Origin of the sequence: Rhizobium jaguaris (assembly GCF_003627755.1) — a bacterium.
In the GTDB taxonomy this organism is placed as follows: Bacteria; Pseudomonadota; Alphaproteobacteria; order Rhizobiales; family Rhizobiaceae; genus Rhizobium; species Rhizobium jaguaris.
Genome location: NZ_CP032695.1, coordinates 2,473,446 through 2,497,408 on the forward strand (window position 1 = coordinate 2,473,446; position 23,963 = coordinate 2,497,408).

25 protein-coding genes and 1 pseudogene are annotated in these 23,963 nt (G+C 58.5%); 8 read left to right on the forward strand and 18 right to left on the reverse strand.

Annotated features, from left to right (window positions below; genetic code table 11):
• Positions 1–89: 89 nt before the first annotated feature.
• A complete protein-coding gene (locus tag CCGE525_RS33595) occupies positions 90–590 on the reverse strand; it encodes a cytochrome b (RefSeq protein WP_120708473.1) in 501 nt (166 codons plus the stop codon).
• A 179-nt stretch (positions 591–769) separates the two neighbouring features.
• Positions 770–1,213 (reverse strand): hypothetical protein, encoded by a 444-nt coding sequence (locus CCGE525_RS33600; protein WP_245472250.1) that lies wholly within the window; start codon positions 1,211–1,213, stop codon positions 770–772.
• 207 nt (positions 1,214–1,420) lie between these two features.
• Between CCGE525_RS33600 and CCGE525_RS33605 the strand changes: the two genes are divergently transcribed.
• On the forward strand, positions 1,421–2,254 hold the full coding sequence (locus CCGE525_RS33605; RefSeq protein WP_120708776.1) for a universal stress protein: 834 nt from the start codon (positions 1,421–1,423) through the stop codon (positions 2,252–2,254).
• 89 nt (positions 2,255–2,343) lie between these two features.
• Here the strand turns inward: CCGE525_RS33605 and CCGE525_RS33610 are convergent, their stop codons facing one another.
• Both CCGE525_RS33610 and CCGE525_RS33615 read right to left on the reverse strand, forming a co-directional pair.
• Entirely contained in the window at positions 2,344–2,850 is a 507-nt protein-coding gene (locus CCGE525_RS33610; RefSeq protein ID WP_120708474.1) for an Hsp20/alpha crystallin family protein, read from the reverse strand.
• Positions 2,851–2,943: 93 nt separating this feature from the next.
• On the reverse strand, positions 2,944–3,129 hold the full coding sequence (locus CCGE525_RS33615) for a hypothetical protein (RefSeq protein WP_120708475.1): 186 nt from the start codon (positions 3,127–3,129) through the stop codon (positions 2,944–2,946).
• Between CCGE525_RS33615 and CCGE525_RS33620 the strand changes: the two genes are divergently transcribed.
• Positions 3,128–3,949, forward strand: coding sequence for a universal stress protein (locus CCGE525_RS33620; protein WP_120708476.1), 822 nt, complete (start codon positions 3,128–3,130; stop codon positions 3,947–3,949). The two genes, CCGE525_RS33615 and CCGE525_RS33620, sit on opposite strands and share 2 nt — an antisense overlap.
• 1 nt (position 3,950) lies before the next feature.
• Here CCGE525_RS33620 and CCGE525_RS33625 read toward each other — a convergent pair whose 3' ends face one another.
• The 4 genes from CCGE525_RS33625 to CCGE525_RS33640 all read right to left on the reverse strand — a co-directional run bounded on the left by CCGE525_RS33625 (position 3,951) and on the right by CCGE525_RS33640 (position 8,408).
• A complete protein-coding gene (locus CCGE525_RS33625; RefSeq protein WP_120708477.1) occupies positions 3,951–5,819 on the reverse strand; it encodes a heavy metal translocating P-type ATPase in 1,869 nt (622 codons plus the stop codon).
• Entirely contained in the window at positions 5,812–5,982 is a 171-nt protein-coding gene (locus CCGE525_RS38575; RefSeq protein WP_162950381.1) for a hypothetical protein, read from the reverse strand. The genes CCGE525_RS33625 and CCGE525_RS38575 overlap by 8 nt, the downstream gene beginning before the upstream one ends.
• Positions 5,979–6,407, reverse strand: coding sequence for a universal stress protein (locus CCGE525_RS33630; RefSeq protein WP_120708478.1), 429 nt, complete (start codon positions 6,405–6,407; stop codon positions 5,979–5,981). The genes CCGE525_RS38575 and CCGE525_RS33630 overlap by 4 nt, the downstream gene beginning before the upstream one ends.
• Before the next feature lie 474 nt (positions 6,408–6,881).
• On the reverse strand, positions 6,882–8,408 hold the full coding sequence (locus CCGE525_RS33640; protein WP_120708479.1) for a bifunctional aminoglycoside phosphotransferase/ATP-binding protein: 1,527 nt from the start codon (positions 8,406–8,408) through the stop codon (positions 6,882–6,884).
• A 215-nt stretch (positions 8,409–8,623) separates the two neighbouring features.
• Between CCGE525_RS33640 and CCGE525_RS33645 the strand changes: the two genes are divergently transcribed.
• Both CCGE525_RS33645 and CCGE525_RS33650 read left to right on the forward strand, forming a co-directional pair.
• Positions 8,624–9,445, forward strand: a complete 822-nt coding sequence (locus CCGE525_RS33645; RefSeq protein ID WP_245472345.1) for a 3'(2'),5'-bisphosphate nucleotidase CysQ family protein — start codon at positions 8,624–8,626, stop codon at positions 9,443–9,445.
• A 165-nt stretch (positions 9,446–9,610) separates the two neighbouring features.
• Positions 9,611–9,928: an ATPase inhibitor subunit zeta gene (locus tag CCGE525_RS33650; RefSeq protein ID WP_120708481.1), complete on the forward strand. Its 318-nt coding sequence runs from the start codon at positions 9,611–9,613 to the stop codon at positions 9,926–9,928.
• 42 nt (positions 9,929–9,970) lie between these two features.
• Here CCGE525_RS33650 and CCGE525_RS33655 read toward each other — a convergent pair whose 3' ends face one another.
• Positions 9,971–11,893, reverse strand: coding sequence for a hybrid sensor histidine kinase/response regulator (locus CCGE525_RS33655; protein WP_120708482.1), 1,923 nt, complete (start codon positions 11,891–11,893; stop codon positions 9,971–9,973).
• A gap of 21 nt (positions 11,894–11,914) precedes the next feature.
• The gene (locus CCGE525_RS33660; protein ID WP_120708483.1) at positions 11,915–12,670 is read right to left on the reverse strand and encodes a Crp/Fnr family transcriptional regulator; all 756 of its coding nucleotides are present in this window, start codon (positions 12,668–12,670) and stop codon (positions 11,915–11,917) included.
• A gap of 146 nt (positions 12,671–12,816) precedes the next feature.
• Between CCGE525_RS33660 and CCGE525_RS33665 the strand changes: the two genes are divergently transcribed.
• A complete protein-coding gene (locus tag CCGE525_RS33665; protein WP_120708778.1) occupies positions 12,817–13,542 on the forward strand; it encodes a response regulator in 726 nt (241 codons plus the stop codon).
• A gap of 25 nt (positions 13,543–13,567) precedes the next feature.
• On the opposite strand, the gene CCGE525_RS33670 is transcribed toward CCGE525_RS33665, so the two are convergent.
• Positions 13,568–13,984, reverse strand: a complete 417-nt coding sequence (locus CCGE525_RS33670) for a hypothetical protein (protein WP_162950382.1) — start codon at positions 13,982–13,984, stop codon at positions 13,568–13,570.
• 94 nt (positions 13,985–14,078) lie between these two features.
• The gene (locus CCGE525_RS33675) at positions 14,079–14,912 is read right to left on the reverse strand and encodes a universal stress protein (RefSeq protein WP_120708485.1); all 834 of its coding nucleotides are present in this window, start codon (positions 14,910–14,912) and stop codon (positions 14,079–14,081) included.
• Positions 14,913–15,227: 315 nt separating this feature from the next.
• Here CCGE525_RS33675 and CCGE525_RS33680 point away from each other — a divergent pair, with 315 nt between their 5' ends.
• Together CCGE525_RS33680 and CCGE525_RS33685 are read left to right on the forward strand one after the other, a co-directional pair.
• Positions 15,228–15,887, forward strand: a complete 660-nt coding sequence (locus CCGE525_RS33680; protein ID WP_120708486.1) for a CBS domain-containing protein — start codon at positions 15,228–15,230, stop codon at positions 15,885–15,887.
• Between the two features lie 149 nt (positions 15,888–16,036).
• Positions 16,037–16,267, forward strand: coding sequence for a cyclic nucleotide-binding domain-containing protein (locus CCGE525_RS33685; protein WP_120708487.1), 231 nt, complete (start codon positions 16,037–16,039; stop codon positions 16,265–16,267).
• Positions 16,268–16,577: 310 nt separating this feature from the next.
• Here the strand turns inward: CCGE525_RS33685 and CCGE525_RS33695 are convergent, their stop codons facing one another.
• Positions 16,578–17,771 (reverse strand): IS91 family transposase, encoded by a 1,194-nt coding sequence (locus CCGE525_RS33695; protein ID WP_120703951.1) that lies wholly within the window; start codon positions 17,769–17,771, stop codon positions 16,578–16,580.
• A gap of 10 nt (positions 17,772–17,781) precedes the next feature.
• Complete coding sequence (locus CCGE525_RS33700) at positions 17,782–18,669, reverse strand: tyrosine-type recombinase/integrase (RefSeq protein ID WP_120703950.1); 888 nt, start codon at positions 18,667–18,669, stop codon at positions 17,782–17,784.
• 16 nt (positions 18,670–18,685) lie between these two features.
• Between CCGE525_RS33700 and CCGE525_RS33705 the strand changes: the two genes are divergently transcribed.
• Positions 18,686–19,267 (forward strand): Crp/Fnr family transcriptional regulator, encoded by a 582-nt coding sequence (locus CCGE525_RS33705; RefSeq protein WP_162950383.1) that lies wholly within the window; start codon positions 18,686–18,688, stop codon positions 19,265–19,267.
• A 25-nt stretch (positions 19,268–19,292) separates the two neighbouring features.
• Here the strand turns inward: CCGE525_RS33705 and ccoS are convergent.
• From ccoS to ccoG, 4 genes and pseudogenes are all read right to left on the reverse strand, one after another.
• Positions 19,293–19,445 (reverse strand): annotated as a pseudogene (gene ccoS / locus CCGE525_RS33710) (cbb3-type cytochrome oxidase assembly protein CcoS); the annotation flags it as partial.
• Positions 19,442–21,727 carry a cation-translocating P-type ATPase gene (locus tag CCGE525_RS33715; RefSeq protein ID WP_120708490.1) on the reverse strand — a complete coding sequence of 762 codons (2,286 nt, stop codon included), beginning with the start codon at positions 21,725–21,727 and terminating at the stop codon, positions 19,442–19,444. The gene CCGE525_RS33715 and the pseudogene ccoS, both read right to left, overlap by 4 nt.
• A complete protein-coding gene (locus CCGE525_RS33720) occupies positions 21,724–22,221 on the reverse strand; it encodes a FixH family protein (protein ID WP_120708491.1) in 498 nt (165 codons plus the stop codon). Before CCGE525_RS33720 ends, CCGE525_RS33715 begins: the two co-directional genes overlap by 4 nt.
• Positions 22,218–23,795 (reverse strand): cytochrome c oxidase accessory protein CcoG, encoded by a 1,578-nt coding sequence (gene ccoG / locus CCGE525_RS33725; RefSeq protein WP_120708492.1) that lies wholly within the window; start codon positions 23,793–23,795, stop codon positions 22,218–22,220. The genes CCGE525_RS33720 and ccoG overlap by 4 nt, the downstream gene beginning before the upstream one ends.
• Between the last annotated feature and the right edge of the window lie 168 nt (positions 23,796–23,963).

Here is a 23,963-nt window from a genome sequence, read left to right on the forward strand (position 1 = left end):
CTGTCTCGCTCTTTTCTCGTCGATGCGAAAATCCACCGGCAAGTTCTCGATGCTCAAGCCCGACCGGCGCGAGCATCGAGACTTCCCATTTAGCCGATTGTCATTCGCCGCAGGACGTCCGTCTTCCAATAGAACTGGTGGGCCAGAGCACCGGCGATGTGAGCGACAACCAAAGCCCACAGCAGGACTTTCATTATGCCGGCATGTAGCGAGCCCAACACCTCGATACCAAGATAATAGGCGGCGATGCCGGACAAAGGCATAGCAAAAATCAGCAGATACAGACCCACATGCGCCAATCGCGCTGCGACCCGGAACAGCGCCGGTTCGTTGCCTGCCTCGTCTGGCACCCCCTGCACAAAACGCACGCCCAGGCGGAGTATTGCGAGAACCAATATAACTATGCCGACATAGGCGTGGATGTTTGCGGAAGAGATGTCATCCGCCGATGGTGTCCCGCCTTGTCGCACGATGCGATGCCATGCGTTCATGCCGTCGGGGAACAGCAGATTGAAGAAAATCAGCAACGCAATAGTCCAATGAAGAAGGCGTTGCGTCGGGCTATAGTTCGTCGATATCGATTGCGCCATGAAAAGAGCTCGCTCAAAGGTTTAGTTCCGTCGAGTCACAAGATGCTGATTTAAACTGACATTCACATGAATTGACGCCAGTTCACGCTATGAACGTCACGGCCAGAACAATCTGTCCGCCTTTGATATTGCCATTATAATGCCGAGCCTGTTCGGCACATGTTCATCCACCACATTTGCTAGCGCGGTGATATTCCCGCATTCCTCAATCGATGGACTGTGTCGCAGCCTGTGGAATTCGGTTCGGGTTCGTTGCCAACAGCTTCCACGGCCGCGTCCAGTAGCTGAAAAGCGTATTCCACCGCTGCCTCGGTGTCTTCGCCGCAAAGTTTGGCTTTCCTGCATCGATTTTGAAGTGCTTGTTTGATCCTTCGTCTTATTGAGGCCAATGGTTCGGCCTCTGCTCCGACGAGGAGCTGACGCAGGCAACTTGCGGCGACGACTTCCGAAACAATGAGTTTTCCCTCGATTTCACCGAGCGTCGGCATGGCAAAACGCTCGCCACCTCTTTGGCATTCCCGATCTGTTATCAGCATGGTTTTCCTCCCGTGGTTAGTTTCCAGCGACTTCCTCATCGAGGGCTCTTTTAACCCGCCGTAAAGTGATGGGGCGTCCCTTTCCATCGGTAGTCTTTCCTAACCGTTCCTTTAGATTGAGAACGATGATCCGGCTGCACCAAAGAAATGTAAACCTGGGCGGTCATCGCGTCTCCTCGGATATCCTTCGACTTTATACGCGCGCGTCCTCGTGCACTTTGAGCGAGATCAAGGAATTGGGGACGCAATGAAGATTACGCTTTACTTATCTCCAACATGAAAGGCGAACTGGCCATGACCATCAAAACTGTCCTGAGTGTTCTTGACGTCAATCGCTTCGACAATGACCTGAAGAGCGCAGTCGATTTTTGCCAAGCACATGACGCCCATCTGACCGCACTTGTGGTTTCATTGTGCACAGCTCCTCCCGTCGGCGCCTATAACGTCCTTTCCGCCGTCTGGCTTGAAGACCGACAACGCGAGATCGACGCCTTGGCCGACAAGGCGGCCAGTGTCAGAGCGTCACTCGGCAGCAGCGAAACATCCTATGATGTGCAGGAAGTTTACACCGAATCCGCCTGGGCAGACCAGGATATTGCGGAACGGGCACTTTATGCCGATCTCGTCCTCATCGGCGCTCAAGCCGCGAGCAACGAGGACCTTCGGCGAAGGGTAATCGACGGGGCATTGTTTCAATCGCCGACACCGATGCTTGTCAACCCGGGCAGCAAAACGATCGGGCCCGCGCCAAAAGCAATTTTGGTGGCCTGGGATTCGAGCGACGAAGCGGCGCGTGCTGCCCGCCAGTCCATCGACTTCTTGCGGGCCGCCGACGCAGTCCACGTTACGCTTGTTGATCCGTTTGCCTCGAGCTCTGCCAACGGGGAAGAGCCCGGCGCGGATATTGCCGCCTTTCTTGCTCGGCACGGCGTTCATGTCGATGTTGACCGGATCGCAAGCGGTGGGCGACGGGTCGACGAGGCGCTGCGTCAGCATGCGCTCGACATCTCTGCCGACATGATTGTCATGGGTGCCTATAATCACCCGCGGCTGCAGCAGCGCTTGTTTGGAGGCGTGACGCGATCCATGCTGGAAGACTCCGAGATACCTCTATTTCTCGCCCGCTAACAAAAAAAGCGCGCCCGGAGCAGTTTCCCGGGCGCTTTTCATTTTTGGCGATTTTGCAGCCGAGCCGCGACGATCACCCGAGGCAATGTTCAGGGTGTCTTGATCGAGATTTTCCGGTCGCTCTCCTGTGCGCCAGGCTTTTTCGGCAGAGCCACCTTCAAGACGCCGTTCGCAAAAGAGGCATCGATCTTGTCGGTATCGACACTGTCCGGAAGCTGGAAGCTGCGCTGGAACGAGCCATAGCGGCGTTCCGAAAGATAGTATTCCTTCGCCTTCTCTTCCTTGCTTTCCTGCTTCTCGCCTTTGACCGTGAGAATGCCGTTTGCGAGCGTCACGTCCAGATCCTTAGCCTCAATGCCCGGAAGCTCCGCCGTAAGCTCATAGGACTTGTCGGACTCGACAAAGTCGACAGCCGGCATACCGCGCGTAAAGGTGGCGGGGAAGCGGGCGAATGGGCGGTCAAAAAAGTTGGGCGTGAATTCGTTGAAGACACGATCCATCTCCGACCGGAGGCTCTCGAATGGCGACCAGCGTGCCATCGCGGGCGCAGGTTTATTCTCCGTGCTCACAGGGAGCTTCTTTGCCATATCGGCCATATCTTTCTCCTCTTCGTGACAATGACCATCCGGTCTTTTTGCAAATCGTCTTTGTGAGACGCAATTTGATTAAAAGCTTTGTTGCCCGGCACTTCATTGACCCGCATCAAATGACGGCAAGCCAGCGGTCGGCTGCGGATTGTGATAGCTGCGATTGCCGCCCATCCTTTCGTGGCAGAGCAGATAACCGCTCGACAGGCTGGTAATCTTGACTTTCATCAAGGCGAAGGCGGACAGAGCGCGCAATCCTTCTGGCAGCGTGTGAGAGGAGATTGGCATGAAACCGCAATTCCATCTGCCATTGGTCACCTATCCGGACAGCAGTTCGTTTGCGGTCATCCAGAATGCCGTCGACTTCGCCCGCCATCAAAAGGCCGACCTCACCGCAAGCGTTTTACAGGTGAAAATACCCCCCGGTCGGCAATCATTCCCCTCAGTCATCGATTTGGAAAAGATGCGTGCCGAGGCCGAGCGTTTTAGCCGCGACAGTGGAACGGCACTGTGCGAAACCGTTCGCGATTATGCACAGAAGGCGGGAATACGCGCCGTGATCCAGCCGTTCGAAGAGCAGGAGCCCCTCGTCGCCGGCACATTGGCCGGGCTTTCACGCGCCTATGATTGTTCGCTCATGGAAGCGTCTGAGTCAGCGAGACCAATTGTCGAGAGCATTTTGTTTGAAAATGGCCGTCCTCTTGTCCTGCTTCCTCCCGACAATTTCTGCGGCCGGATCGATACGGCAGCGATCGCCTGGGATGGAAGTGCGGCCCTTGCACGGGCGCTGACAGGCACGCGGCTGTTCCTGGAAAATGCGTCGCGAGTCGTATTGATCTCCGTCACTGATGATAAGCCGATCGATGAGGCGGCCCGCGATCGGTTCGCAACCGTGCTTCGAAACGCCGGCCTGAATGTCGAGACTGTCTCCGTCAAAGCCCATGGGCAACAGGCGGCCAATGTCATTCAATCCGTTGCCAAGGAAAATTACGCGGACCTGCTTGTCGCGGGAGCATTTGGACACTCCAGACTGCGCGAATTCATCCTCGGAGGCGTCACCCGGTCACTGCTGACGAGTCTTGAGATGCCGGCCTTGCTTTCCCATTAGCTTAAAGTGCACGCAGCGCGTTAAAGATGACCGCAATATCGATAACTTCCTGCAGCAATGCACCTTGCACCGGTGTCAGATATCCGAAACTCGCGACAATCATCGCTAGGACCGAAAGCCCGATTCCCGAATAGACGCTCTGAAGGGCGATCGTCCGGGATCGGCGGGCTATATCCAGCGAGGTTGCGATATGGCGAAGGTCATTGCGCAACAAGACCACGTCCGCGGCTTCCGCTGCCGCCGCGAGATTACGCTGACCGACTGCGACGCCGACATCGGCCGCCGCCAGCGCAGGCCCATCGTTGACGCCATCGCCAACCATCATCACGCGGCCGTACTTGGCTTCCATTTTAACTGTTTCGACCTTTTCCATCGGCGTGAGTTCCGCCTTCACGGCATCGAGACGAAGAGCACCGCCGACTGCGCTCGCGACCTCCTTCCTGTCGCCGGTGGCGAGAGTGAAGCGCTTGACACCAGACTGTCGAAGATTCTCGATGGCGCTTGGGGCATCGCTTCGTATCGGATCCTCAAGCAGGATCATACCGGCGCAATTTCCGTCGACTGCCACATAGATCATGGCTGAACGTCTGGCGGCTCCCAGGGGTTGCGCCATATGCCCGACCCTGGCGGCGACGAAACTCCAACCGCCGACTGCCACTTTGCGATCGCCGATAAATCCCTCAATGCCCTCTCCCGCCACTTCCGTGACCATCACGGGCTTGGAAAGCCTGAGGCCGCGTCGCTTCGCCTCCTCGACGACGGTACGGCCGACCGTATGCGCGGACGCCTGATCCACGGATGCCGCAAGGGCCAGCAGCTCATCGGGATCCAGGTCTGTCTCAATCCGCGTGACGGTCGGCTCTCCGGTGGTCAGGGTACCAGTCTTGTCAAAGACGACCACCGTGATTGCCGCCAATGTTTCCAGAACACCCGCGCCTTTGATCAGGACACCGGTTCGCGCAGATTTCGACATTCCCGCTACGAGTGCGACGGGAACGGCCAGAATAAGGGGACAAGGCGTCGCGACGACAAGGACAGCGACAATGCGTGTTGGATCCGCAGAAAGGAACGCGGCAAGTCCCGCGATGGTGAGTGTCAATGCAAGGAAGGCAAGCGCATAACGATCGGCAATTCGCGACATGTGCGCCTTGGAACTCCGCGCCTGCGCGATCAGGCGGACAATGCCAGCATAGGTACTCTCGGTGGCCGAACAGACCGCGGTCATTTCGAAGGCATCGCCGACATTGGATGCGCCGCTCATGATCATCTGACCTGGATCCCGCCGCACCGGTAAGGATTCGCCGGTTAGAGCTGCCTCATTCAAGACGGCAAGCCCGCCGTCGATCCGCCCGTCGACCGGGATCACATCGCCCTTGCGGACGAGAAGCTTATCACCGGGAACGACCTGCGCGATGGGAACATCCGACAGACCCGCATTAGTGATCCGCAGAGCCAAGCGCGGCGCTCGCGCCAGAAGCTCAGTCATTCCACTCTCCGCACGCTTTTGGGCATAGCTTTCGAGAAATTGTCCACCGGCATACATGACGGCGATGATTGCGCTTGCAAGATATTCGCCGAACCAGAGTGCAGCACCCATGGAGAGAGCCGCGATGATATCCAGGCCGAATTCTCCTTTGCGCAGGCTGAAAAGAACCTCGAGCACAAGTGCGGACAAAACTGCGACCGTTGCGCCAACCAGGATCAAAACCGACCAGGAGGGGAAGGCAAACCACTGCAACAGTGCGCCGGCGGCAAGTCCTGTGGCCGCCAGGACAAGGAGCAGCGTAGGCCAGGTTCGCAGGATCAAAGAATAAATACTGGATCGCCGGTTGACGTCGGCTTTGTCCGACGGGTCGGCGATCTCAGACATAAGCTTGTTCGCGTCGCCGGATCTGGCTGCGCGCCCATGCTCCATCGAGAACAACGAGGCTCAAGATCAGATCGGCGCTATCGTCTGTCAGTTTTCCGCCGAGATCGTGTCCGGTGGCATCCCGCCGCTTGCCAAAACCGCGTTGGCCACTTTCAATCTTCATTGTTTCGCCTCGGAAAAAGTCCGAATGATGTGCACGCAGCATTTCGCATGGCGCGCGACATGGTCGACCGTGGATCCGAAAACGCGATCGAGGACGTCTGGCACGTGAGCTGCGACGACGATCAGATCCGCTTTGGTTTCAGCGGCAATTGCCAGGATCGTGTCGGCGGCACGGCCCGTGCGGACATGGATAAGTGCAGGAACTGAAAGCTGCCTGCAGAGCAGCGAGAGCTTCTTTTCGGCCTCGTCAATCACGGAGACAGCCCAATCATCCGGGCCTTGTCTTACAAGGGAAGGAAAACGTTCCACGACATGAACGACATGCAAGGTTCCGTCAGTGTCGAGAAGCGTCTGAGCCGTGCGCACCAGATGCTCGGCTCTTTCCCGCGATCCAAGGCCTACTGCGCAAACAATCGTCTTATACATGTTTCACCTAGAAAAGATCCCTGCCACTTCTGCCGACAAATTCGGTTCGGAATCCGAGCGCCCGTGCTTCTTTCAGAAATTGGTCCGCGCTCAATATATCGACTTTGAAGCTGTCGCTTAAGCATTGACCGAGAGGACTGCACAATTCGTTACTAACCCACGCTTGGGCGCGAGGCGACAAGACGGTAATTTGCCACTCGTTGTTAGCTGTATGGCCGAGGCGAAAGTCACAGCCCTGGTGATGCGGGACAGAATATCCGGCGCCGGCAAGGAGCGCTTCACCTGTCCGCGTATAAGTCGCATTCATGGTTTTCGCATCCCTTCTCGTGCCCGTTGGGGGCGCCAGCTCCTGGCGGCGGTTCTCAGCAGGAGAACGATATGACCGGTCAGGAAAAGCAACATTGATCGGGGTCAATGAACTGAAGAGATATTCTGGCGCTAATCGAAACGGCGGCCAGGCATTCTTGGCGGCAGTCATTTTGAAGCCGATCTCACCAATATCTCCTGGCAGATGTCCTTAACGTCCTGGCGAGCGTCGATTTTGTGCCAGGTCATGTCGGAGGAGCGTCGCGCAAGCTGCATCTCCAAAACTTCGACATTAGCGTCGGAAGGGCCGCCTCGACGACCGCTCACGCGCTTCCAAAGCAATGCGGGATCGGCGTCAAGCCAAAGCCCGTCGAATTGAATGTTTCGGTGACGTGCCGGTGTTTCAATAGCATTTCTGTGGTCGGGATCATCAAAGACTGCGTCGGCAACGACGCATCCGCCGTCCGCAAGAATAATATCGGTGCGCAGGACCATTTCCGCGTAAACCCTCTTGGATATTTCTGGCCGATAAGCAGCCTTCGGAAGGCGGGTTTCGACAGATACACCGTGCATGGCTTTGCGAACGCGATCACTTTCGACAATCCGCGCCCCGGGCGGCACGCCAATGTGGGGAGCAAGCGCTTCTGCAACCGTTGTCTTGCCGGACCCACTCAGTCCGCCAAGGGCGATAAGGCGTGGCGCCTTTGTTTCGAGCAGTTCTTTCGCCAGCTCGAAATACTGCCGCGCTTCGGCGCACAATTCGTCTTTATTCGCCGTTGCGGTTTCGGCTTGGGTCGCGGTGACATGGGCCCTGACCGAAGCGCGGACGGCAAGGAAGAAGGGAAGAATGATAAACCCGTCCTCATTGTCGGACTCGTCGAAATAGCGGTTCGCAACGAGATTGGCATGATGTTGATGGCCTTCATACCAGAGATCCATAAGGAGGAAGGCAAGATCATAGAGGACGTCGACCGTGGCGATCTCATCATTGAACTCAATACAGTCAAATAGACGTGGCTGGCCGTCGAGAAGGCAAATATTGCGCAGATGCAGATCGCCGTGACAACGTCTCACCTTCCGCGCCGCGCTGCGCTCTCGCAATCGTTCTGCGTGCCGCCGGAACGTGTCTCGAAAAAGCTGGCTGAACGCAGAAAGCTCGTGCTTGGTAAATAGACTGCTGGTGGCGAATCCGGCATCGTTAATATCCAAGACCGCTTCCATCTGAGCAGCACCGTCCACGCCTTGGGCGACAACGGCATCCTGATGGAATCGCACGATCATACGAGCAGTCGACGTTATGAGCTCATCCGTAAGTTTGTTCGCGGATGCAAGCCTGTCGAATAGGAGATCCTGGTCGAACCGAACCATCTCGACGACGGCGTCGACGCACTCGCCGTCCACTGCGAATCCAATGGCTCCGCTCTTGTCCTTAACTAGCGTCTTGACGCCGAGATAGAGCCCCGGCGCGGTTGCGCCGTTTAATTCCAGCTCCTTTAGGCATGCGTTCAAACGAAGCGGTGCGGTTGAGAAGTCGACGTAAGGAAGCTTCACTGCCTTCTTCATTTTATAGGCGCGTCCACCCGCCAGGAAGATCCGCGAGATATGCGTTTCGATCACCTCTACGGGCGAGTCGAGGCCGTAGGATTTCGGATCGCTTAGAAAGGCTATGGCCGCTCGCTGGTCGTCGACAATCATTGCTGCTTCCCATCTCTGGCCGGTCATCTGCGCATCGAACCGCCGCCCTCCCACTTCCCCCAGAAAGGCGGTAGGGCGGCGGCCCGACAACCCCATTGGAACAATACCTCCGAGGCGCCCCTATCAAATCATATCCAACTGCGGACACATTGATGAGGATCAAGGTGCTCATTGACACTGCGCTTAGGATGTCACGTCGAAGCTCATGCGTGGAGATGCAAGTGCCTCATCGGTCCCGAGAACAATTGATTCAGGCTTTATTGCCATCCGTTCGCCGCGCCGGCGACCTCGCGATGATGCGATGGAAGACCGTCAATCAGGTGATGACAAAGCCGGATGGGTCACCTGTTACCGTGGCCGATCTCGAATGTAGCACGCTATTGTGTGAAGCCTGCAAACAACTCGACGCAGATATTCCAGTTCTAAGCGAAGAGAATTCTGCTTCCTTGTTCGCAGTTGATGGCCCAATGTTCGTTATTGATCCGATCGACGGAACCAAGGAATTCATTGCCGGCAGAAGAGACTTCACCATCAACATCGCCTTGATCGAGAAAAACCTCCCGACTGCTGCAATCCTATACGCTCCTGCTCATCGCCGCCTTTTCTTTTCCGACGGCATGGGACGAGCCTTCGAGGAGGATGGCAAGGGCCATCGTCGACAGCTTCCGCCGCTCGCCAAAGCCAACGAAGCGCCGCGCATTGTCATCAGCCGTTCCCATCTGGACGAAAGGACGCGCTTGCTGTTGACCAAGCTTCAGCCGTCGTCAGTCCGACATATGGGATCTTCGTTGAAGTTCGCCCTCATTGCCGCGGGTGAGGCAGATTTTTATCCACGCTTGTCGCCGACAATGATCTGGGACTGCGCAGCCGGCCAAGCCCTGATCGGCGCTGTGGGGGGTGTGGTATTGCGGCCGGATGGCAAACAACTTCAATGTGATCTCGAGGATGGGACAATGATCGAAGGCTTCGTGCCCAGCGCAACTGCGGAACTCGCCCTTGCTGCGGTCGAGATCGTCGGATCGACGGCGGTCAGCTGAGGTTCCACTGGTCAACTGTCGCTGGGAAGTGGCTTTCCTACATCAGGATCCAGAGCCCCTCCCCGCTCTCGCAACTAAGACCGAAATTGACCGGCATCAACACATGATCTCGAGTTTCGTCTAAATTGGAGTCAGTGTGAACTGGTCACACTGGAGGAGCTTTTCATGAACATTTTTGAAGAACGGGAAGAAGCGGCCGAAAGAGAATATGTCATGAGGCTTGAGCAGTCGTTCCATATCAGGGCTAAGCGCGACAGGATGCTGGCTCTCTGGGCCGCCGATCTGATCGGCCGGCAGGATTTCGACGCCTATTTCGGTGAAATCATCACCGCCGATTTGGCCGAACCCGGGGATGAGGGGCTGTTTTCCAAACTCCGGTCGGATCTGCAATCGGCAGGCGCCTCAATCGACGAAAAAGGCCTGCGCGAGAAGATGCGCCAACTTCTGTTCGAGGCAGCGGAACAGGTTGCCAGCTCCGGCTAACAAAATGCTGCAACTGGTCTCATTTCGCTCCGCTTAGATGCGTCAATCAAGCAGTTCGCGCAGACGAGTGGCGAGTTCGTGGGCGGTGTAAGGTTTCTTGAGCCAGCTTCCCGCCTCGGCAAGTTCCCGGCCGGCTATCGTCGGCTCGGCGTAACCGGAGGTGAACAATATCTTGATGCTCGGGCGCAATGCCCGAACCTTCTGGGCCAATTCGTCGCCCGTCATGCCGCCCGGCATGACGACATCGGTAAAGAGAAGCGCGACGTCGGGATTGTCTTCGAACAGCTTCAATGCCTCGGCGCCGTTTGCCGCTTCTATGACTGTATAGCCAGCATCCAGCAGCCGCGACACGGCAACGCGCCGAACACGAGCATCGTCTTCGACGACGAGGATGCACTCGGAGCCGCGAGGAACATGCTGTCGCCTACCCATTTCCGAAGGTTCCGCCGGCTGGCTGGATTGCACTTTCTGCGCCGCCGGCAGGAAGATGCGAACGCTCGTTCCCTGCCCGATCTCGCTATAGAGCTGGATATGGCCACCCGATTGCTTCGCAAAACCGTAAACCATGCTGAGGCCAAGGCCGGTCCCGGACCCCATTCCTTTCGTCGTGAAGAATGGCTCGAAGGCATGCTCCCGGACCTCGCTCGACATCCCGACACCGGTATCGGTTACGGAGATGAGCACAAATTCGCCGGTTCTGACCTGCGGATACATCTGGGCATAGTCGGCATCGAGCCGCAAGCGGGAAATCTCGATCGACAGAAGACCGCCGCGCGGCATGGCGTCGCGCGCATTGAGCGCAAGATTGAGAAGGGCGTTCTGCAATTGCGACGCGTCGACAAGCGCTTCGTTCATGCCGCCCGTAACCACGGTTCGCAATTCGATGCTTTCGCCGAGCGATCGTCGTAGAAGATCGGAAAAACCGGCGACAAGCTGCCCGATATCGACAAGCTTCGGATTGAGCGGCTGGCGACGGCCAAATGCCAGGAGCTGGCCCGTCAGCTTGGCCCCGTCTTCGGCGGCCGCCTGCGCCTCCGACAATAGCGACAGCAGCTTCTGATCCTGAAGCTTTCCTTCGATCATTTCCAAATTGCCGCTGATGACGGTGAGCAGATTGTTGAAGTCATGCGCCAGCCCGCCGGTCAATTGGCCCACGGCTTCCATTTTTTGGGCCTGTCGCAGCTCTTCCTCGATCTTGTGCCGGCTGGTCAGGTCGCGCACGAAACCGGTAAAGATGCGCTTCCCGTTGGCAACAGCTTCGCCGACCGATAGCTCCATAGGAAAGATCGTGCCGTCCTTGCGTTGTCCTCTGACAACGCGGCCGTAGCCGATAATGCGCCGCTCACCAGTGGTCAGATAGTGGTTGATGTAGCCGTCATGTGCCTCGCGGTCCGGTGAAGGCATCAGAATACGGACATTTTTTCCGTCGACCTCATCGGCCGTATATCCGAACAAGCTCTCCGCCGCCGCACTGAAGGATGTGATCATGCCGGCCTCATCGATAACGATCATCGATTCCGGGACGGTTGCCAGAATCGAGCGCAGGTGCGCCTCGCGCTCGGCGAGATCCGCCTGAATTCGCTTCAAGTCGCTGATATCATTGTTGGTCTGTACGATGAGCTGTCGGGTTGGATCGATCGAGAACGCCGTCACCCACCGACTGGCAACCACAATGGGCCGGCCGTCCTTATGACGATGAACGAGCTCACCTTGCCAGACGCCATGCCGGGCGACAGTCTGGCGTATCTGATCGAGAGGTTCCGGCGTGACAGTCGCAAGCAGCTCATGAACAACCCGGCCGACCGCTTCTTCACGGCTCCAGCCGTAAAGCCGTTCGCATCCGGTCGTCCATCGGCCGATGACACCATCGAAACCATGAATGATGATGTTCGCGCCATCGAGTACGCGAGCAATCTCCTCCAGTCCGCCTTCTCTTGCCTGCGCCAATGTCGACTGCTCGTTCATTTTGGTTTCGCTTGTCTTCGCTTAGTGGCGCCGTCCTGTGCTGTCAAAGGCCACGACGATCGAATTGCCGTCGTGGCATTCATCTCCGTCGCCTGCAAGATGTGCGAGCGTCCCTGGTTTTGCAATACGAATGGAATGGCGGCCAGCCGAGCTGACGACGCCTTTATTCGTCAGCTTCGTCATCGTCCTCGAGATGGTCTCGATTGTCAGTCCAAGATAATCGGCAATATCGAGGCGGGTCATCGGTAGGTCTATGACGCTGGCCGAGCGCTCTTGCTCACGCTTGCGCCGCAGCTGCTGCAGCAGAAAGCTGCAAAGTCTCTCCTCGGCATTCTTGCACGACAGCAACACCATCTGATCCTGGGCCGCGGCCATCTCGTCACATAGCCGCGCAAAGAGCTGCGGCCTCAGTTCCGGCGAACCGCTGACGGCCTCGTCGAAGGCTTTGCGGGCAAAGCGGCGGAGTTTGACCGGGGTCACTGCTTCGGCACTGTAGAGATAGTGATTCTTGAGCGACACACCGACGAGATCGCCGGAATACAGAAAGCCTGTGATGACGCGTCTGCCGTCCGCCATGATCTTGAAAATACGTAGAACACCTTCGACAACCTCGAAGAGATGTCTTGCCGGATCACTCTCGAAAAACAACGACTCACCGGCGTCCAACTGTTCCACCGGCTGCTTCCTGAACAGCGATTGCAGGCAAATCGGTTCTTCGCCGAAAACGACCGTTTCACTATAGTTCGGAGCCTGTACTGCATAGCCGGCCTGCAACATGACAATCCCTCTCAAATGTTTTGTCGATGTTGGATAATTGATCGTCCGTGGGTGACAGCCGAATGCCGCGCGTGTTAGAAATGGCGCGATTTTGTAACGGATTGTCACAGGGCGGCGCGGCCTGCATTTATCTGGAATTTATCGTGATGGCCTCCGACCAGCTGCGGCGTGAGCATGTGCTTGTAGTAGATGACGATCCGAGAATTCGGCAGATGCTGACCCGATATTTCGAGGACGAAGGATATGCCGTCAGCGCCGTGTCAGGCGGCGTCGAAATGCGTGTGCGCCTGCGGCAGGAGAGTTTCGACATCATCCTGTTGGATCTGGTCCTGCCCGGAGGGGAAGATGGGCTGGATCTCGCGCGTGAAATTCGCACGCAGTCCGACATTCCGATCATGATGCTCACCGGCCGGGACGACGTGGTGGACCGGATCGTCGGTATCGAGGTCGGAGCTGACGACTATATCGCCAAGCCTTTCCACCTCAGGGAAGTGCACGCACGCCTGAAATCGATCCTTCGACGGCGGCAGCCTGTCGCCAAGGCTCCGGAGAGCAGCACCGGCGAAATCATCCGCTTCGAAGGCTGGCAACTGGACGTCGCGAAGCGTCAGCTGCTGGCGGCGGATGGCGGCGAAGTCGAATTGACCACTGGCGAATTCGACATGCTCGTCGTTTTCGTCCGGCATGCCGGACGCGTCCTCGGCCGGGAGCTGCTGATGGATCTCACCCGCGGTCGCAATCTCGAAGCTTTTGACCGGACGATCGATGCTCAGATCGCGCGGTTGCGCAGGAAGATCGAAATCGATCCCAAACATCCGCAATTGATCAAATCGATACGTGGCGTCGGCTACGTGTTTACAGGCAAAGTGTAACCGGCACACCTGAAGGCGTCGAAGATCAACGGGCCCGATCGGCGACACAAACCATCAAGCCGTGATCCAGGCGGTTGAATTGTGTCTCGTCCCGCATCCGCTGCCAATTGTCCGAATCCTGATTCCAGAAGCGAACCCCCGCGCATTTCAGTTCTTTGGCCCGCGAGTTGATGCTTGCAAACAAACCTTCGGCGACGCCATACTCATCGGCGGCACTTGTGGCACAAAGAAAAATGACGTCGAGCAGCGCCCCTAGGATGGGATGCTTGAAGTGCCTATAGATGCTGAGGCCCTGTATATATCGGCGCGGGTTGACAGCTACGAGGATTTCTTCGCGCCGGAAGGCATCGGAGGCCATCCGGTGCCAGCTTGCCAGGTCAAGAGCCGGGACAGCCGCTTGGATGAGCGGGTAGGCCCGCTCGATCTGATCGGATTGCAGCAAAGCGACGTCGTAAGTTCCCACCATCTTCCCCTCCCATGCATCTGTTGATGTCATGATAAAAACTGGAGGACGCGAAGGCGCCCTCCAGTTCGTTTCACCGCGTCATCATTAATGGGACGGGTGTGGTTTCCAGCATCGAGCGCGTGGTTCCTCCGAAAATCCACTCCCGCATGCGCGAATGCCCATAAGCGCCCATGACGATCAAGTCTGCTGCAGTATCCCTGGCATGCTGCCGCAGAACTTCAGCGACGGTGCGGCCACCGCTTGCCAGGATATCGACCGAGACCCGAACTCCATGCCGTGCAAGAAATGCGGCAATATCTGCGCCCGGCTCCTCGCCATTGCTGCGGATCGATGCGTGCGGATCGACGATGACGACATGCACATTGTCCGCTCCCGTCAATTGGTCCATTGCAGCACGGACCGCGTGACTTGCCTCGTTGCGGGAGTTCCAGGCCAGGAGCACTGTGCGCGGCCGAAGAGAGGCGGCGTATGCCTTCGGCACAACGAGAATCGGCGCCGGCGATTGAAACAGGGCGCCATCGAGAATGCGCCACCGCATGTCATCCTCCGCCAAGAGACCGCCACCGATCAGCGTCAGGTCCGCATATCGGGCGCGTTCGCCGATCTCGTTGTCGACCCATCCGTATTCCGTGAAGAGATCGTTGACATCGAACGAAATATCGCTCGATTGCAGCAGCGTTTTTGCGGCCACGACCTGCTGGCCGAGCTTCTCCAACTGGCGTTCGCGTTCTTCGGCCCATGCGGACGAAGAGACTTCGCCGTATCCGCCGATGGGAGGTATGGCGAGCGCTGTTAGCAGCACCGAAAGATGCGCCCCCGCCGCACGGCACAGCTCGATCGCCGCGCGCAGATCCTCGTCGTTTTGATTGACGCCGATAATGCTCAGAATGGTTTTGGCTTGCATGGTCGCACCTCACATTTGGAATTGTCCGTTCGGTGCAAATTTAGACCCATGTCGGCGCACTGCCTTGATCCTGGTCAAGAGCCTGCGTGGCGATCGGAAATAATGCCTGTGCACCAGACATGTTGGTGCTGGGGCGATCGCAGTACTGGCAGGCTTGGCTAGGCATCGCGAGCAGCGGACGGCTTGATGTGAGTCAATGCGAGGTTTGGCGGTCAATCATAGAACCGACGGCAATTCTCCATGCTCAGCCCTGTTCGGCGATCGATTGCCGGGCGGGATGCACGCAAGGGCGGTTTCCAACCCGAGGGAAATACCATGCAAGCGAAAGATATTATGACGACGACGATCGTATCGATCGACCCGGCCTGCAGCATCCGCCACGCACTAAACCTCATGCTGGATACGGGCGTCAGTTGCCTGCCTGTGGTCGAGGATGTCGATCGTCTTTGCGGTATATTGACCGAAGACGATCTTTTTACTCGCAAGGAAGTCGACGCTACTCTCCCGGGCAAGGCTGAACCAGTGAAGGATCTCAACCATTATATCCATAGTCGTAGCTGGTGCGTCGGTGATGCCATGACATGCGAGGTCGTAACAGCGGCGCCTGACGCGCCAATTACCTCGATCATCGGCCTCATGCAGCAGCATCACGTCAGGCAAATTCCCATCGTCAGAGAAAACCGATTGGTTGGCATCGTCAACCGGCGCGATGTTTTTCGGACTGTGGTCAACAGCGCCCGGGACGTTATCGCCGCAGGCGATGATGCGGTTCGACTGGCCATCAAGACCCGGTTGCGATCCGATCTCGGTTTGGACTGTGACAAGATCGATATCGCGGTCGAAAATTCCCAGGTAGCAATCACCGGCGGGGTTCGGTCCGAACTGGAACGCAAGGCAATCAAGGTCCTCGTGGAAGACATCCGCGGAATCGGTGGGTTTATCGATCGGATGCATGTCACCGGTGGCCATGCATAAGCGTTTGCCGGTCGGGGTGACTGCCACCGTAGCAATTATCGCGCAGGAAAACGGACGCTTTCGGTCGAGACCCGCATAGCTTGACCAAAATCAAATACGGGGGCTGCGAAACCGCGTAGGACTGGCCCTTTCCGTTTGCAGGTAAGCCCATGTCCGTCGAATTCAAATCGCTGGCACGCTCGAAGCTTTTTGCCGGCCTCGGAAAAAGCGCCGCGGAGCGCCTCTACGAAAAATGCGAGATCCTTCAATTTAAAGCGGGCGAATTCATTCTGCGTGAGGCCGAGGAAGCCAAGGCATTCTTCAGCGTCGTCGATGGCTACGTCAGGCTGCTGAAGATGGACGAGTTTGGTGAAGGTTTTTCGATGCGGGCCGCGGTGTGACGGTGGCGGCTGGGCGTGTGTCGGCCCGCGTTGAAAAACCTTCCAAGGAGGAGGCCTGCGGGGGCTGGGTGGAGCGCCTATGGGGAAAGCGTGCGGCTGCGGTTTTCTGAGGTGGCTATCGGTGGGAGCGTCGGGTGCAAGCGGGTTGCCCCGAAGGCTTGCAATGACGCGATCGGGGTTGGGGTGCTCCTCTTTCGTAGGCCTCGCATCGGCGGTTTTGCAGTGTGCGGCGTTGCCTGGCGCAAATCGGCGCCACCCCGGAATGCATCGCAGATCCGGGCCGGCCTTGGCTGATGTGACAGGCGTTTCGTCATGCGGCGTCCTTTCGGGGTGGCGCACGGGATTTGGGTCGCTGGCCACGGCGGAATATCTCGACGATGCGCATCGGGCCGCCGCAATCTGGGCATGGCTGCCTCAGGGTGAGCGGGATGCTCTCGGCGCTTGGCGTGTCGTCCTGTGATGGCGCTTCCGTCCCGAGCAGTTTCCTTATCTTTGCGACATTGGCCTTGCGGCCTGCTCCGGCCAGCAGGCCGTAGTGGCGGATGCGGTGGAATCCGTCGGGCAGCACGTGGATTAGGAAGCGGCGGATGAACTCGTCGGTGGCCAGCCGCATGACCTTGTGACGGTCACCGGTCTTGATGCGGTAGTCCTTCCAGCGGAAGGTGACCGCCTCGGCATTCGCGCTGATCAGGCGGCTGTTCGAGATCGCCACGCGGTGCGTGTAGCGGCTGAGATAGGCCAGCACGGCCTCGGGGCCGCCGAATGGGGGCTTGGTGTAGACGACCCAGTCGGATTTGCGGAAGGGGGCAAGCCAGGCAGCGAAGGCATCCGCCTCTGCAAGCCGGGCTAGATCGCCGAAGAAGCAGAGCACCCCGGATTGACTGAGTGCCATCAGTCCTTCGAGAAACAGCCGCCGAAACAGACGAGACAGAACCTTTATGGGCAGAAGGAACCCCGGGCGACAGCCAATCCAGCGCGTGCCATCCGGCGACAGTCCACCGCCGGGCACGACGATGTGCACATGCGGGTGATGGGTCAGCGCCGACCCCCAGGTGTGCAGCACGCTGGTCATGCCGATGTTTGCGCCAAGGTGCCGGGGATCGGCGGCGATGGTGGTCAACGTCTCCGCCGATGCCCGGAATAGAAGATCATAGACCGTCTTCTTATTCCAATAGGCGATCTGCGCGATCTCGGCGGGGATGGTGAAGACAACATGGAAATACTCGACCGGCAGCAGGTCTTCGGCACGGGCGGCCATCCAGTCCCGCGCCGCGGGTCCCTGGCACTTCGGGCAGTGCCGATTCTTGCAGGAATTGTAGGCGATGTGATGGTGGCCGCATTTGGCACAGGCTGCCACATGCCCGCCGAGCGCCTCGGTTCGGCAGGCCTCGATCGCCGCCATGACCTTGAGCTGGGTCAGGCTAACATGCCCGGCATTGGCCCGCCGCCACGCCGGGCCATAGGCACGGAAGATGTCGGCGATCTCCAGTTTTGGCCGGATCACCGGACGGGCGCTACTCCAGTTCGCGTCGGAGCGTTTGGTCCTGCAGCTTCTTCAGGGTCTCGAACGGGCTGATCGTGTCGCGGATCGTCTTCGTGGCGACATGCATATAACGGGCGGTGGTCGTCAGCTTGGCGTGTCCCAGAAGGACCTGGATCACCCGCACATCCGTGTTCGCTTCCAGCAGGTGGGTGGCAAAACTGTGCCGCAGGGTGTGCAGCGTCGCTGGCTTGGCGATCCCGGCCAGTTTTTTGGCGGCGGTGAAGGCGCGGTTGAGCTGCCGCGGCGAGATCGGGTTGATCTTCGGTTTGCCAGGAAAAAGCCAGCCCTGCGGCCGTGACTCGCGCCAATAGTCGCGCAAGAGTTCCAGCAGCAGGGGCGACAGCATCACCTTGCGGTCCTTCTGTCCCTTGCCCTGTTCGACATGGATCAGCATCCGATCGCTGTCGATGTCGCTGATCTTGAGGTTGCAGACTTCGGAGGCCCGCAGTCCGGCGCCATAGGAGATGCTGAGCGCCGCTCGATACTTCAGGCCCGGCCCCTGGGCCGCCACAAGCAGGTCGGAAACCTCCTCAACGCTCAAGACAACGGGCAACTTCTGCGGTTGCCGACGGAACTGCATATGCCGCTTCATCTCTTCGCGGTCGCAGGTGATGCCGAAAAAGAACCTCAGCGCGACGATGCGGGCGTTGAAGGTCGGCGGCGTGACGCCCGCATTGGTCATGTGCAATTGGTAGGCGCGCAGGTCGTCGGGTGTCGCGGTATCCGGAGATCGCTTCAGAAACCCGGCGAAATCCTTGATCGCCCGAATATGGGCTTGCCGGACTTTGTCGCCCATCCCGCGGATGCGCATGTCTTCGATCATCCGTTCGCGCAGCGGGGTCGTCTTCTCCTCCGTCATGGGAACCTCCTGTCTGGTGATTGAGAAGACCCCAATCCTCAGCCAGGACGGCAAACCCACAAAATGCACGGCGTTCAGATCGTTGCTGCACCGTCACCACGGGCGCCAATGCCGCGCGAGCGGCTTCGTCCTTGGAACACAAACAGACCTAACAGTCTGCGAGCCGAACGACATCTTTGCCGAGTGCATGCTCGCTGGAGGAAAGCTATATGGATATAGTGCGCAGGCGGCCGGAGACGCCGTCGTCGCCCGCTTCGATCTCGAGGACGTCAGGCGCCTTGCGGACGCAGACCGGACCATCGAACGCGCGGTGATGCAATTGATGGCAGAACATTTCCTTTCTGCCATGGATTGCATTGCCGGCGATCGCTCGCAGACAGCATCACAGCGTCTCGCAAATTATCTGCTCAGCAGATGCACGCTGCAGGCGACGAGCCAGATCATTGAACTCCCGTTTCAGAAGCGGCTTTTGGCTGGAAAGCTCGGCCTTGCGCCGGAGGCGCTCTCGCGCGCCTTCGCCACGCTTAGGTGCGCGGGCGTATCGGTCCACGGAAAAACCATCCGCGTCGACGACGTCACGGCACTTCGTCGGGTTTGACGGAGACTGCACCGGCAGCCGACTGATCCGATCGCGGCGTGTCGTCATCCGCCAAAATGCGCCAGGAGGCTCCCTCAAGATCATCGAACTGCCCGCTCTTCAGGGACCATAAGAATGCCCCCAAGCCAAGTGTTCCCATGAAAAGAGCGATCGGGATCAGATACAGCAACATATTCATCGGGCAACAACTTCCGCAGTGGCCACGAAATCTGAGCCACGCAGCTTTCCGTCTGCTTTCGCAGGCGAACGATTGAGCCTCAATGCGTTGGTCACCACGATCAATGAAGAGGTGGACATGGCAATGGCGGCAATCAGCGGCGTCGCGTAACCCGCGATGGCGATGGGAACGGCAATCACGTTATATCCGATTGCCAGCGCGAAATTCTGGCGGATGAGCGTGGCCGCGCGTCGCGCGACGGCAATCGCGTCCGGAACCGCGTCCAGGCTTTCGTGCAGGAAAACCAGGTCGGCTGCCTGTCGACCGACGTCGGAAGCGGTTGCAGGCGCCATGGAAACATGCGCTGCCGCCAGCGCCGGCGCATCATTGATGCCGTCTCCGACCATCATGACCCGGTGACCTTGGCTGCTCAGGCTAGCGCAGGCCTCAACCTTCTGTTTGGGAGCCAATCGAGCGAACCACTTGTCGACACTGAGTGAGCGCGCGGTCGCCTCCACAACTGCGCTTCGATCGCCGGAGAATACGCAACTCTCGATACCGGCGGCTTTGAGTTGAACTATTGCTTCAATAGCTCGCGGGCGCAAGCTGTCTTCAAAGTAGAATCGAGCCAGTTCGATGTGGTCTTTGGAGAGCACGACCTCGGACAGCGACCCGTCGTATTCGTCGGTCCTCGACAGGCCTGGGCAAGCGAACTGCATATTGCCAAGGCAATACACGCCCTCCGGGGTTTCCGCTTGCAATCCGGCGCCGGGCACTTCAGCGACGCTAGCGATGCGCACCCCGTCAACGTTCACTGCCTCGAACAAGGCTTGTGACAGGGGATGACGTGAATGTGCGGCCATGGCACCCGCTATGTCCAGAGCCTCCCGACTGGCGTTCGAAGTCCGCACGAGGCGTGGCCGGCCAAGGGTGAGCGTGCCGGTCTTGTCGAACGCGACGATATCGACCTCCGCCAGACGTTCCAAGGCAGAGCCATCCTTCACCATGATGCCGCGACGAAAAAGGCGCCCTGCCGCCACGACCTGCACCACCGGGACCGCTAGTCCAAGCGCGCAGGGACACGTGATAACGAGCACGGCAACAGCGACGAGCATCGCCTGCTTCCAGTCCCCACCAAGGATTCCCCACGCGAGAAACGACACGAATGCCAATAGATGGACAGCCGGAGAATAAAGGCTCGCCGCACGGTCAGCGATCCGTCGGTATCTTGCCCTCCCGCCTTCGGCCGCTTCCATCAAGGTGATGATCTCAGAGAGCAGCGAATTCTGTGCCGTGTGGGTCGCGCGTATAGTCAGGGATGATAGAAGATTTACCGCGCCGGAGCGGACCTCTTCCCCGATTTCGACAGCCACCGGCAGGCTTTCACCGGTGACGATCGAAAGATCGATCTCGCTTGCCCCCATCTCGACAACACCGTCCACCGGGATGCAGTTCCCGGCGGCCACCAGGATGCGGTCTCCGACGGCGATCTCTTCAAGCGCCGCATACCGCTGCATTCCGTCCGGCATGATCAAGAAAGCGCCGCGCGGCGCGAGCCTGGCGAGGCCGTTGACGGCCGCGCGCGCCTTCTCCCGCATCACGTGATCCAAGGTCCGCCCAATCAGCAGGAAGAAGAGCAGGGACACCGATGCGTCGAACCAGGCATGCTCTCCATGATGGATCGTCTCCCAGAGAGACATGGCATAGGAGAGGCTGATCGCCAGCGAGATCGGCACATCCATGTTGGTCCGGCCTTGCTTCAACGCGTTCCAGGCGGAGGTGAAGAAGAAGCGCCCGGCGTAGACCAGGGCCGGAGCCGCGATCATAGCGGAAATCCAATGGAAGAGATCGCGGGTTGCTGCGTCGGCCCCTGACCAGATAGACACCGAAAGAAGCATGATATTGGCTGCGGCGAATCCCGACACGCCGACAGCGAGAAGCAACTGATTGCGAAGACCGTCGTCCGGGAGGCTCGGAGCCGTGAAAAGATGTGCCCGGTACCCCGCCGCTTTTATCGCGGACAGAATTCCGGTCGGGTCGGTCTCTTTGCCTTCGGTCTTTTCCGCATAGGTGCAACTGACACGCCGCGCGGTGAGATTGACGCGCGCGGTTCTGACATAGGGGAGCGTGAGCAGTGCTCGCTCAATGGACGAAATGCATGCCCCACAATGAACATCCGGAACGCTCAGGTCGAGCTGCCGGAGCCCATCGCCCACTCGATGACTGGCCAGAGCGATCTCTGCAGCGCCGACCTCGTTGCTCATCGTCATGACGCTTTCCGCGTCCATCGTGCAGCAGGTCATTCGCCGAACTCCGCAGTGTCGATACGTACCGCCTCATGCATCACGACGGTCCCGTTTCGTCGCGATATGGCCTCGATGATCCAGTCGCCGGATTGAACATGATGTGTCGCTTCGAACTCGCCGTCTTTGATCTTCGACAGGGCAAGCTGAAAATCCTCGCTATCGCCGACGGGCCTTTTGAAGAGCAGAGTGACTTGATCGACCGATGCGGCCGAGCCGTCGCGATTGGCGATCGCATAATGAACGGTGTCACCATCTATCGAAAGTTTGCCGGCGATTCCGCTCGCCGCCATGGCACGCATGGCGGCGGCCCTGGCGTTGAATTCCTGGCTCGCGACATAGGTATCCTGCGCGACAAGTCCGCTCCAGCTCGTCGAGGCGAAGACCGCCATGGTCACGTTGACGGCAATGACGATGCCGAAAAAGGTGATCAGCGCCAGGAGCATGTGACGGCCAGTGAACCCTCGGTTCGATTCAATTCGCTCGTTGCTCATTTCGAGGCCTCCGGTGCATTGAACGCTGCCTTATAGGTCGCGTGATCGACGTGTTTGTCGTCCTCGACGGCAAACAGGAATTCGTTTGGCGAGGCGGCATCGCGACGGTGGGTTACGAACACCTTCAGGGTGGTCGCAGCGTCCGGTTCGGCGGTGATGACGAAGGTTCGGCCTTCGCTGTTCGATATGGCGGGGATTTTCATGGTGGCCCCTTCCAGTCCTTCAAGACGAACTTCGATTGCCCTTGGCATCGGAACCATGTTGAGCACGCGCAAGGTATATCCGTTGCGGATCGACCCGTCGGATTCGAGCACATATTGCGGATTGCGGTCGTGAAGGACGTTCAGCTCGAGCCGCTCACGCATTGCCAGATGGACGAGCATCGCCACTCCGATGGCCACCCATATGGCGGCATAGAAGACAACGCGCGGCCTGAAGATCACCCGCCAGTTGAAGTGACGTATGCCCGCTACGAAGGTGCCGTCGGCATTTCGGACGAGGTTCGGTTGGACCCCCGTGGTTTCGCCGGTCGTCGCAAGCTTCATATTGCCGGCATATTCGCTGAGTGTGGCATAGGCGATGAGACCCCTTGGCTTGTCGAGCTTGTCCATCACACCATCGCAGGCATCAATGCAGAGGGCGCAGGTGATGCATTCCATCTGCTGCCCGTCGCGAATGTCGATCCCCATGGGACAGACGGCGACGCAGGCGTTGCAATCCACGCAGTCGCCTATCGGCTGGCCGGCCGCTTGCGCTTTCTTCGCGTGGCGGGAACGGGGCTCCCCACGCCAGTCGTTGTAGGTGACGACCAGGGAATTCTCGTCCAGCATTGCGCCCTGAATGCGCGGCCACGGACACATGTAGGTGCAGACCTGCTCTCTCATGAGGCCGCCGAGCACGTAAGTCGTCGCGGTCAGGGTGGCGACGGTCGCGTAAGCCACCATTGGTGCCTGACCGCGGAATAAGTCCACCGCAAGCGTCGGTGCGTCGGCGAAATAAAAGATCCACGCGCCGCCCGTCATCGCTCCGATGGCGATCCATAGAGCATGCTTGACGACCCGTTTGCCGATCTTGTTTCGCGTCCAAGGGCCTGCGTCGAGTTTCATTCGCGCATTGCGGTCCCCTTCGATCGCTCGTTCGACGACGAGGAACAGATCCACCCAGACAGTCTGCGGACAGGCATACCCGCACCACGCGCGTCCGACGGCCGAGGTGACCAGGAACAGGCCGAAGCCTGCCATCACCAGAAGGCCTGCGACGTAGTAAAATTCCTGTGGCCATATTTCGATGAAAAAGAAAAAGAAGCGCCTGGTGTTGAGATCGATCAGGATCGCCTGGTCAGGGGCGTATGGCCCCCGGTCCCAATGGATCCAGGGAGCCAGATAGTAGATGGCAAGCGTTACCAGCATGACGATCCATTTGAACCGTCTGAAGCGGCCTACGGCTCGCTTCGGGAAAACCTTCTTGCGCGCGGCATAAAGGGGCTGCTGCTTGCCTCTTGCGTTGACTGGCTGGGCATCCAGCCGTTCGACAACGTTTTCTGAGTGGGGATCGGGTGCTGTATAGAGGTTCATTGCTTCAATCCGGCTTCATGAACCACCGTTTCGCATCTCGTCGCACGGCCGTCGTTGACGTGGATCAAGAATAGATTTCGTTTTCGACCATACGAAAAAAAGCCACGCCTCCCTCAAGGCGTGGCTCGGAGGATCTGCGTGAAAGGCCACGCAGGGGACATCCTCCTG

Coding starts and splice junctions, on each gene's coding strand:
- CCGE525_RS33595 (WP_120708473.1), bottom strand. CDS start 590: ATGGCGCAATCGATATCGACGAACTATAGCCCGACGCAACGCCTTCTT.
- CCGE525_RS33600 (WP_245472250.1), bottom strand. CDS start 1,213: ATGGAAAGGGACGCCCCATCACTTTACGGCGGGTTAAAAGAGCCCTCG.
- CCGE525_RS33605 (WP_120708776.1), top strand. CDS start 1,421: ATGACCATCAAAACTGTCCTGAGTGTTCTTGACGTCAATCGCTTCGAC.
- CCGE525_RS33610 (WP_120708474.1), bottom strand. CDS start 2,850: ATGGCCGATATGGCAAAGAAGCTCCCTGTGAGCACGGAGAATAAACCT.
- CCGE525_RS33620 (WP_120708476.1), top strand. CDS start 3,128: ATGAAACCGCAATTCCATCTGCCATTGGTCACCTATCCGGACAGCAGT.
- CCGE525_RS33615 (WP_120708475.1), bottom strand. CDS start 3,129: ATGCCAATCTCCTCTCACACGCTGCCAGAAGGATTGCGCGCTCTGTCC.
- CCGE525_RS33625 (WP_120708477.1), bottom strand. CDS start 5,819: ATGTCTGAGATCGCCGACCCGTCGGACAAAGCCGACGTCAACCGGCGA.
- CCGE525_RS38575 (WP_162950381.1), bottom strand. CDS start 5,982: ATGAAGATTGAAAGTGGCCAACGCGGTTTTGGCAAGCGGCGGGATGCC.
- CCGE525_RS33630 (WP_120708478.1), bottom strand. CDS start 6,407: ATGTATAAGACGATTGTTTGCGCAGTAGGCCTTGGATCGCGGGAAAGA.
- CCGE525_RS33640 (WP_120708479.1), bottom strand. CDS start 8,408: ATGATTGTCGACGACCAGCGAGCGGCCATAGCCTTTCTAAGCGATCCG.
- CCGE525_RS33645 (WP_245472345.1), top strand. CDS start 8,624: ATGCAAGTGCCTCATCGGTCCCGAGAACAATTGATTCAGGCTTTATTG.
- CCGE525_RS33650 (WP_120708481.1), top strand. CDS start 9,611: ATGAACATTTTTGAAGAACGGGAAGAAGCGGCCGAAAGAGAATATGTC.
- CCGE525_RS33655 (WP_120708482.1), bottom strand. CDS start 11,893: ATGAACGAGCAGTCGACATTGGCGCAGGCAAGAGAAGGCGGACTGGAG.
- CCGE525_RS33660 (WP_120708483.1), bottom strand. CDS start 12,670: ATGTTGCAGGCCGGCTATGCAGTACAGGCTCCGAACTATAGTGAAACG.
- CCGE525_RS33665 (WP_120708778.1), top strand. CDS start 12,817: ATGGCCTCCGACCAGCTGCGGCGTGAGCATGTGCTTGTAGTAGATGAC.
- CCGE525_RS33675 (WP_120708485.1), bottom strand. CDS start 14,912: ATGCAAGCCAAAACCATTCTGAGCATTATCGGCGTCAATCAAAACGAC.
- CCGE525_RS33680 (WP_120708486.1), top strand. CDS start 15,228: ATGCAAGCGAAAGATATTATGACGACGACGATCGTATCGATCGACCCG.
- CCGE525_RS33685 (WP_120708487.1), top strand. CDS start 16,037: ATGTCCGTCGAATTCAAATCGCTGGCACGCTCGAAGCTTTTTGCCGGC.
- CCGE525_RS33700 (WP_120703950.1), bottom strand. CDS start 18,669: ATGACGGAGGAGAAGACGACCCCGCTGCGCGAACGGATGATCGAAGAC.
- CCGE525_RS33715 (WP_120708490.1), bottom strand. CDS start 21,727: ATGACCTGCTGCACGATGGACGCGGAAAGCGTCATGACGATGAGCAAC.
- CCGE525_RS33720 (WP_120708491.1), bottom strand. CDS start 22,221: ATGAGCAACGAGCGAATTGAATCGAACCGAGGGTTCACTGGCCGTCAC.
- ccoG (WP_120708492.1), bottom strand. CDS start 23,795: ATGAACCTCTATACAGCACCCGATCCCCACTCAGAAAACGTTGTCGAA.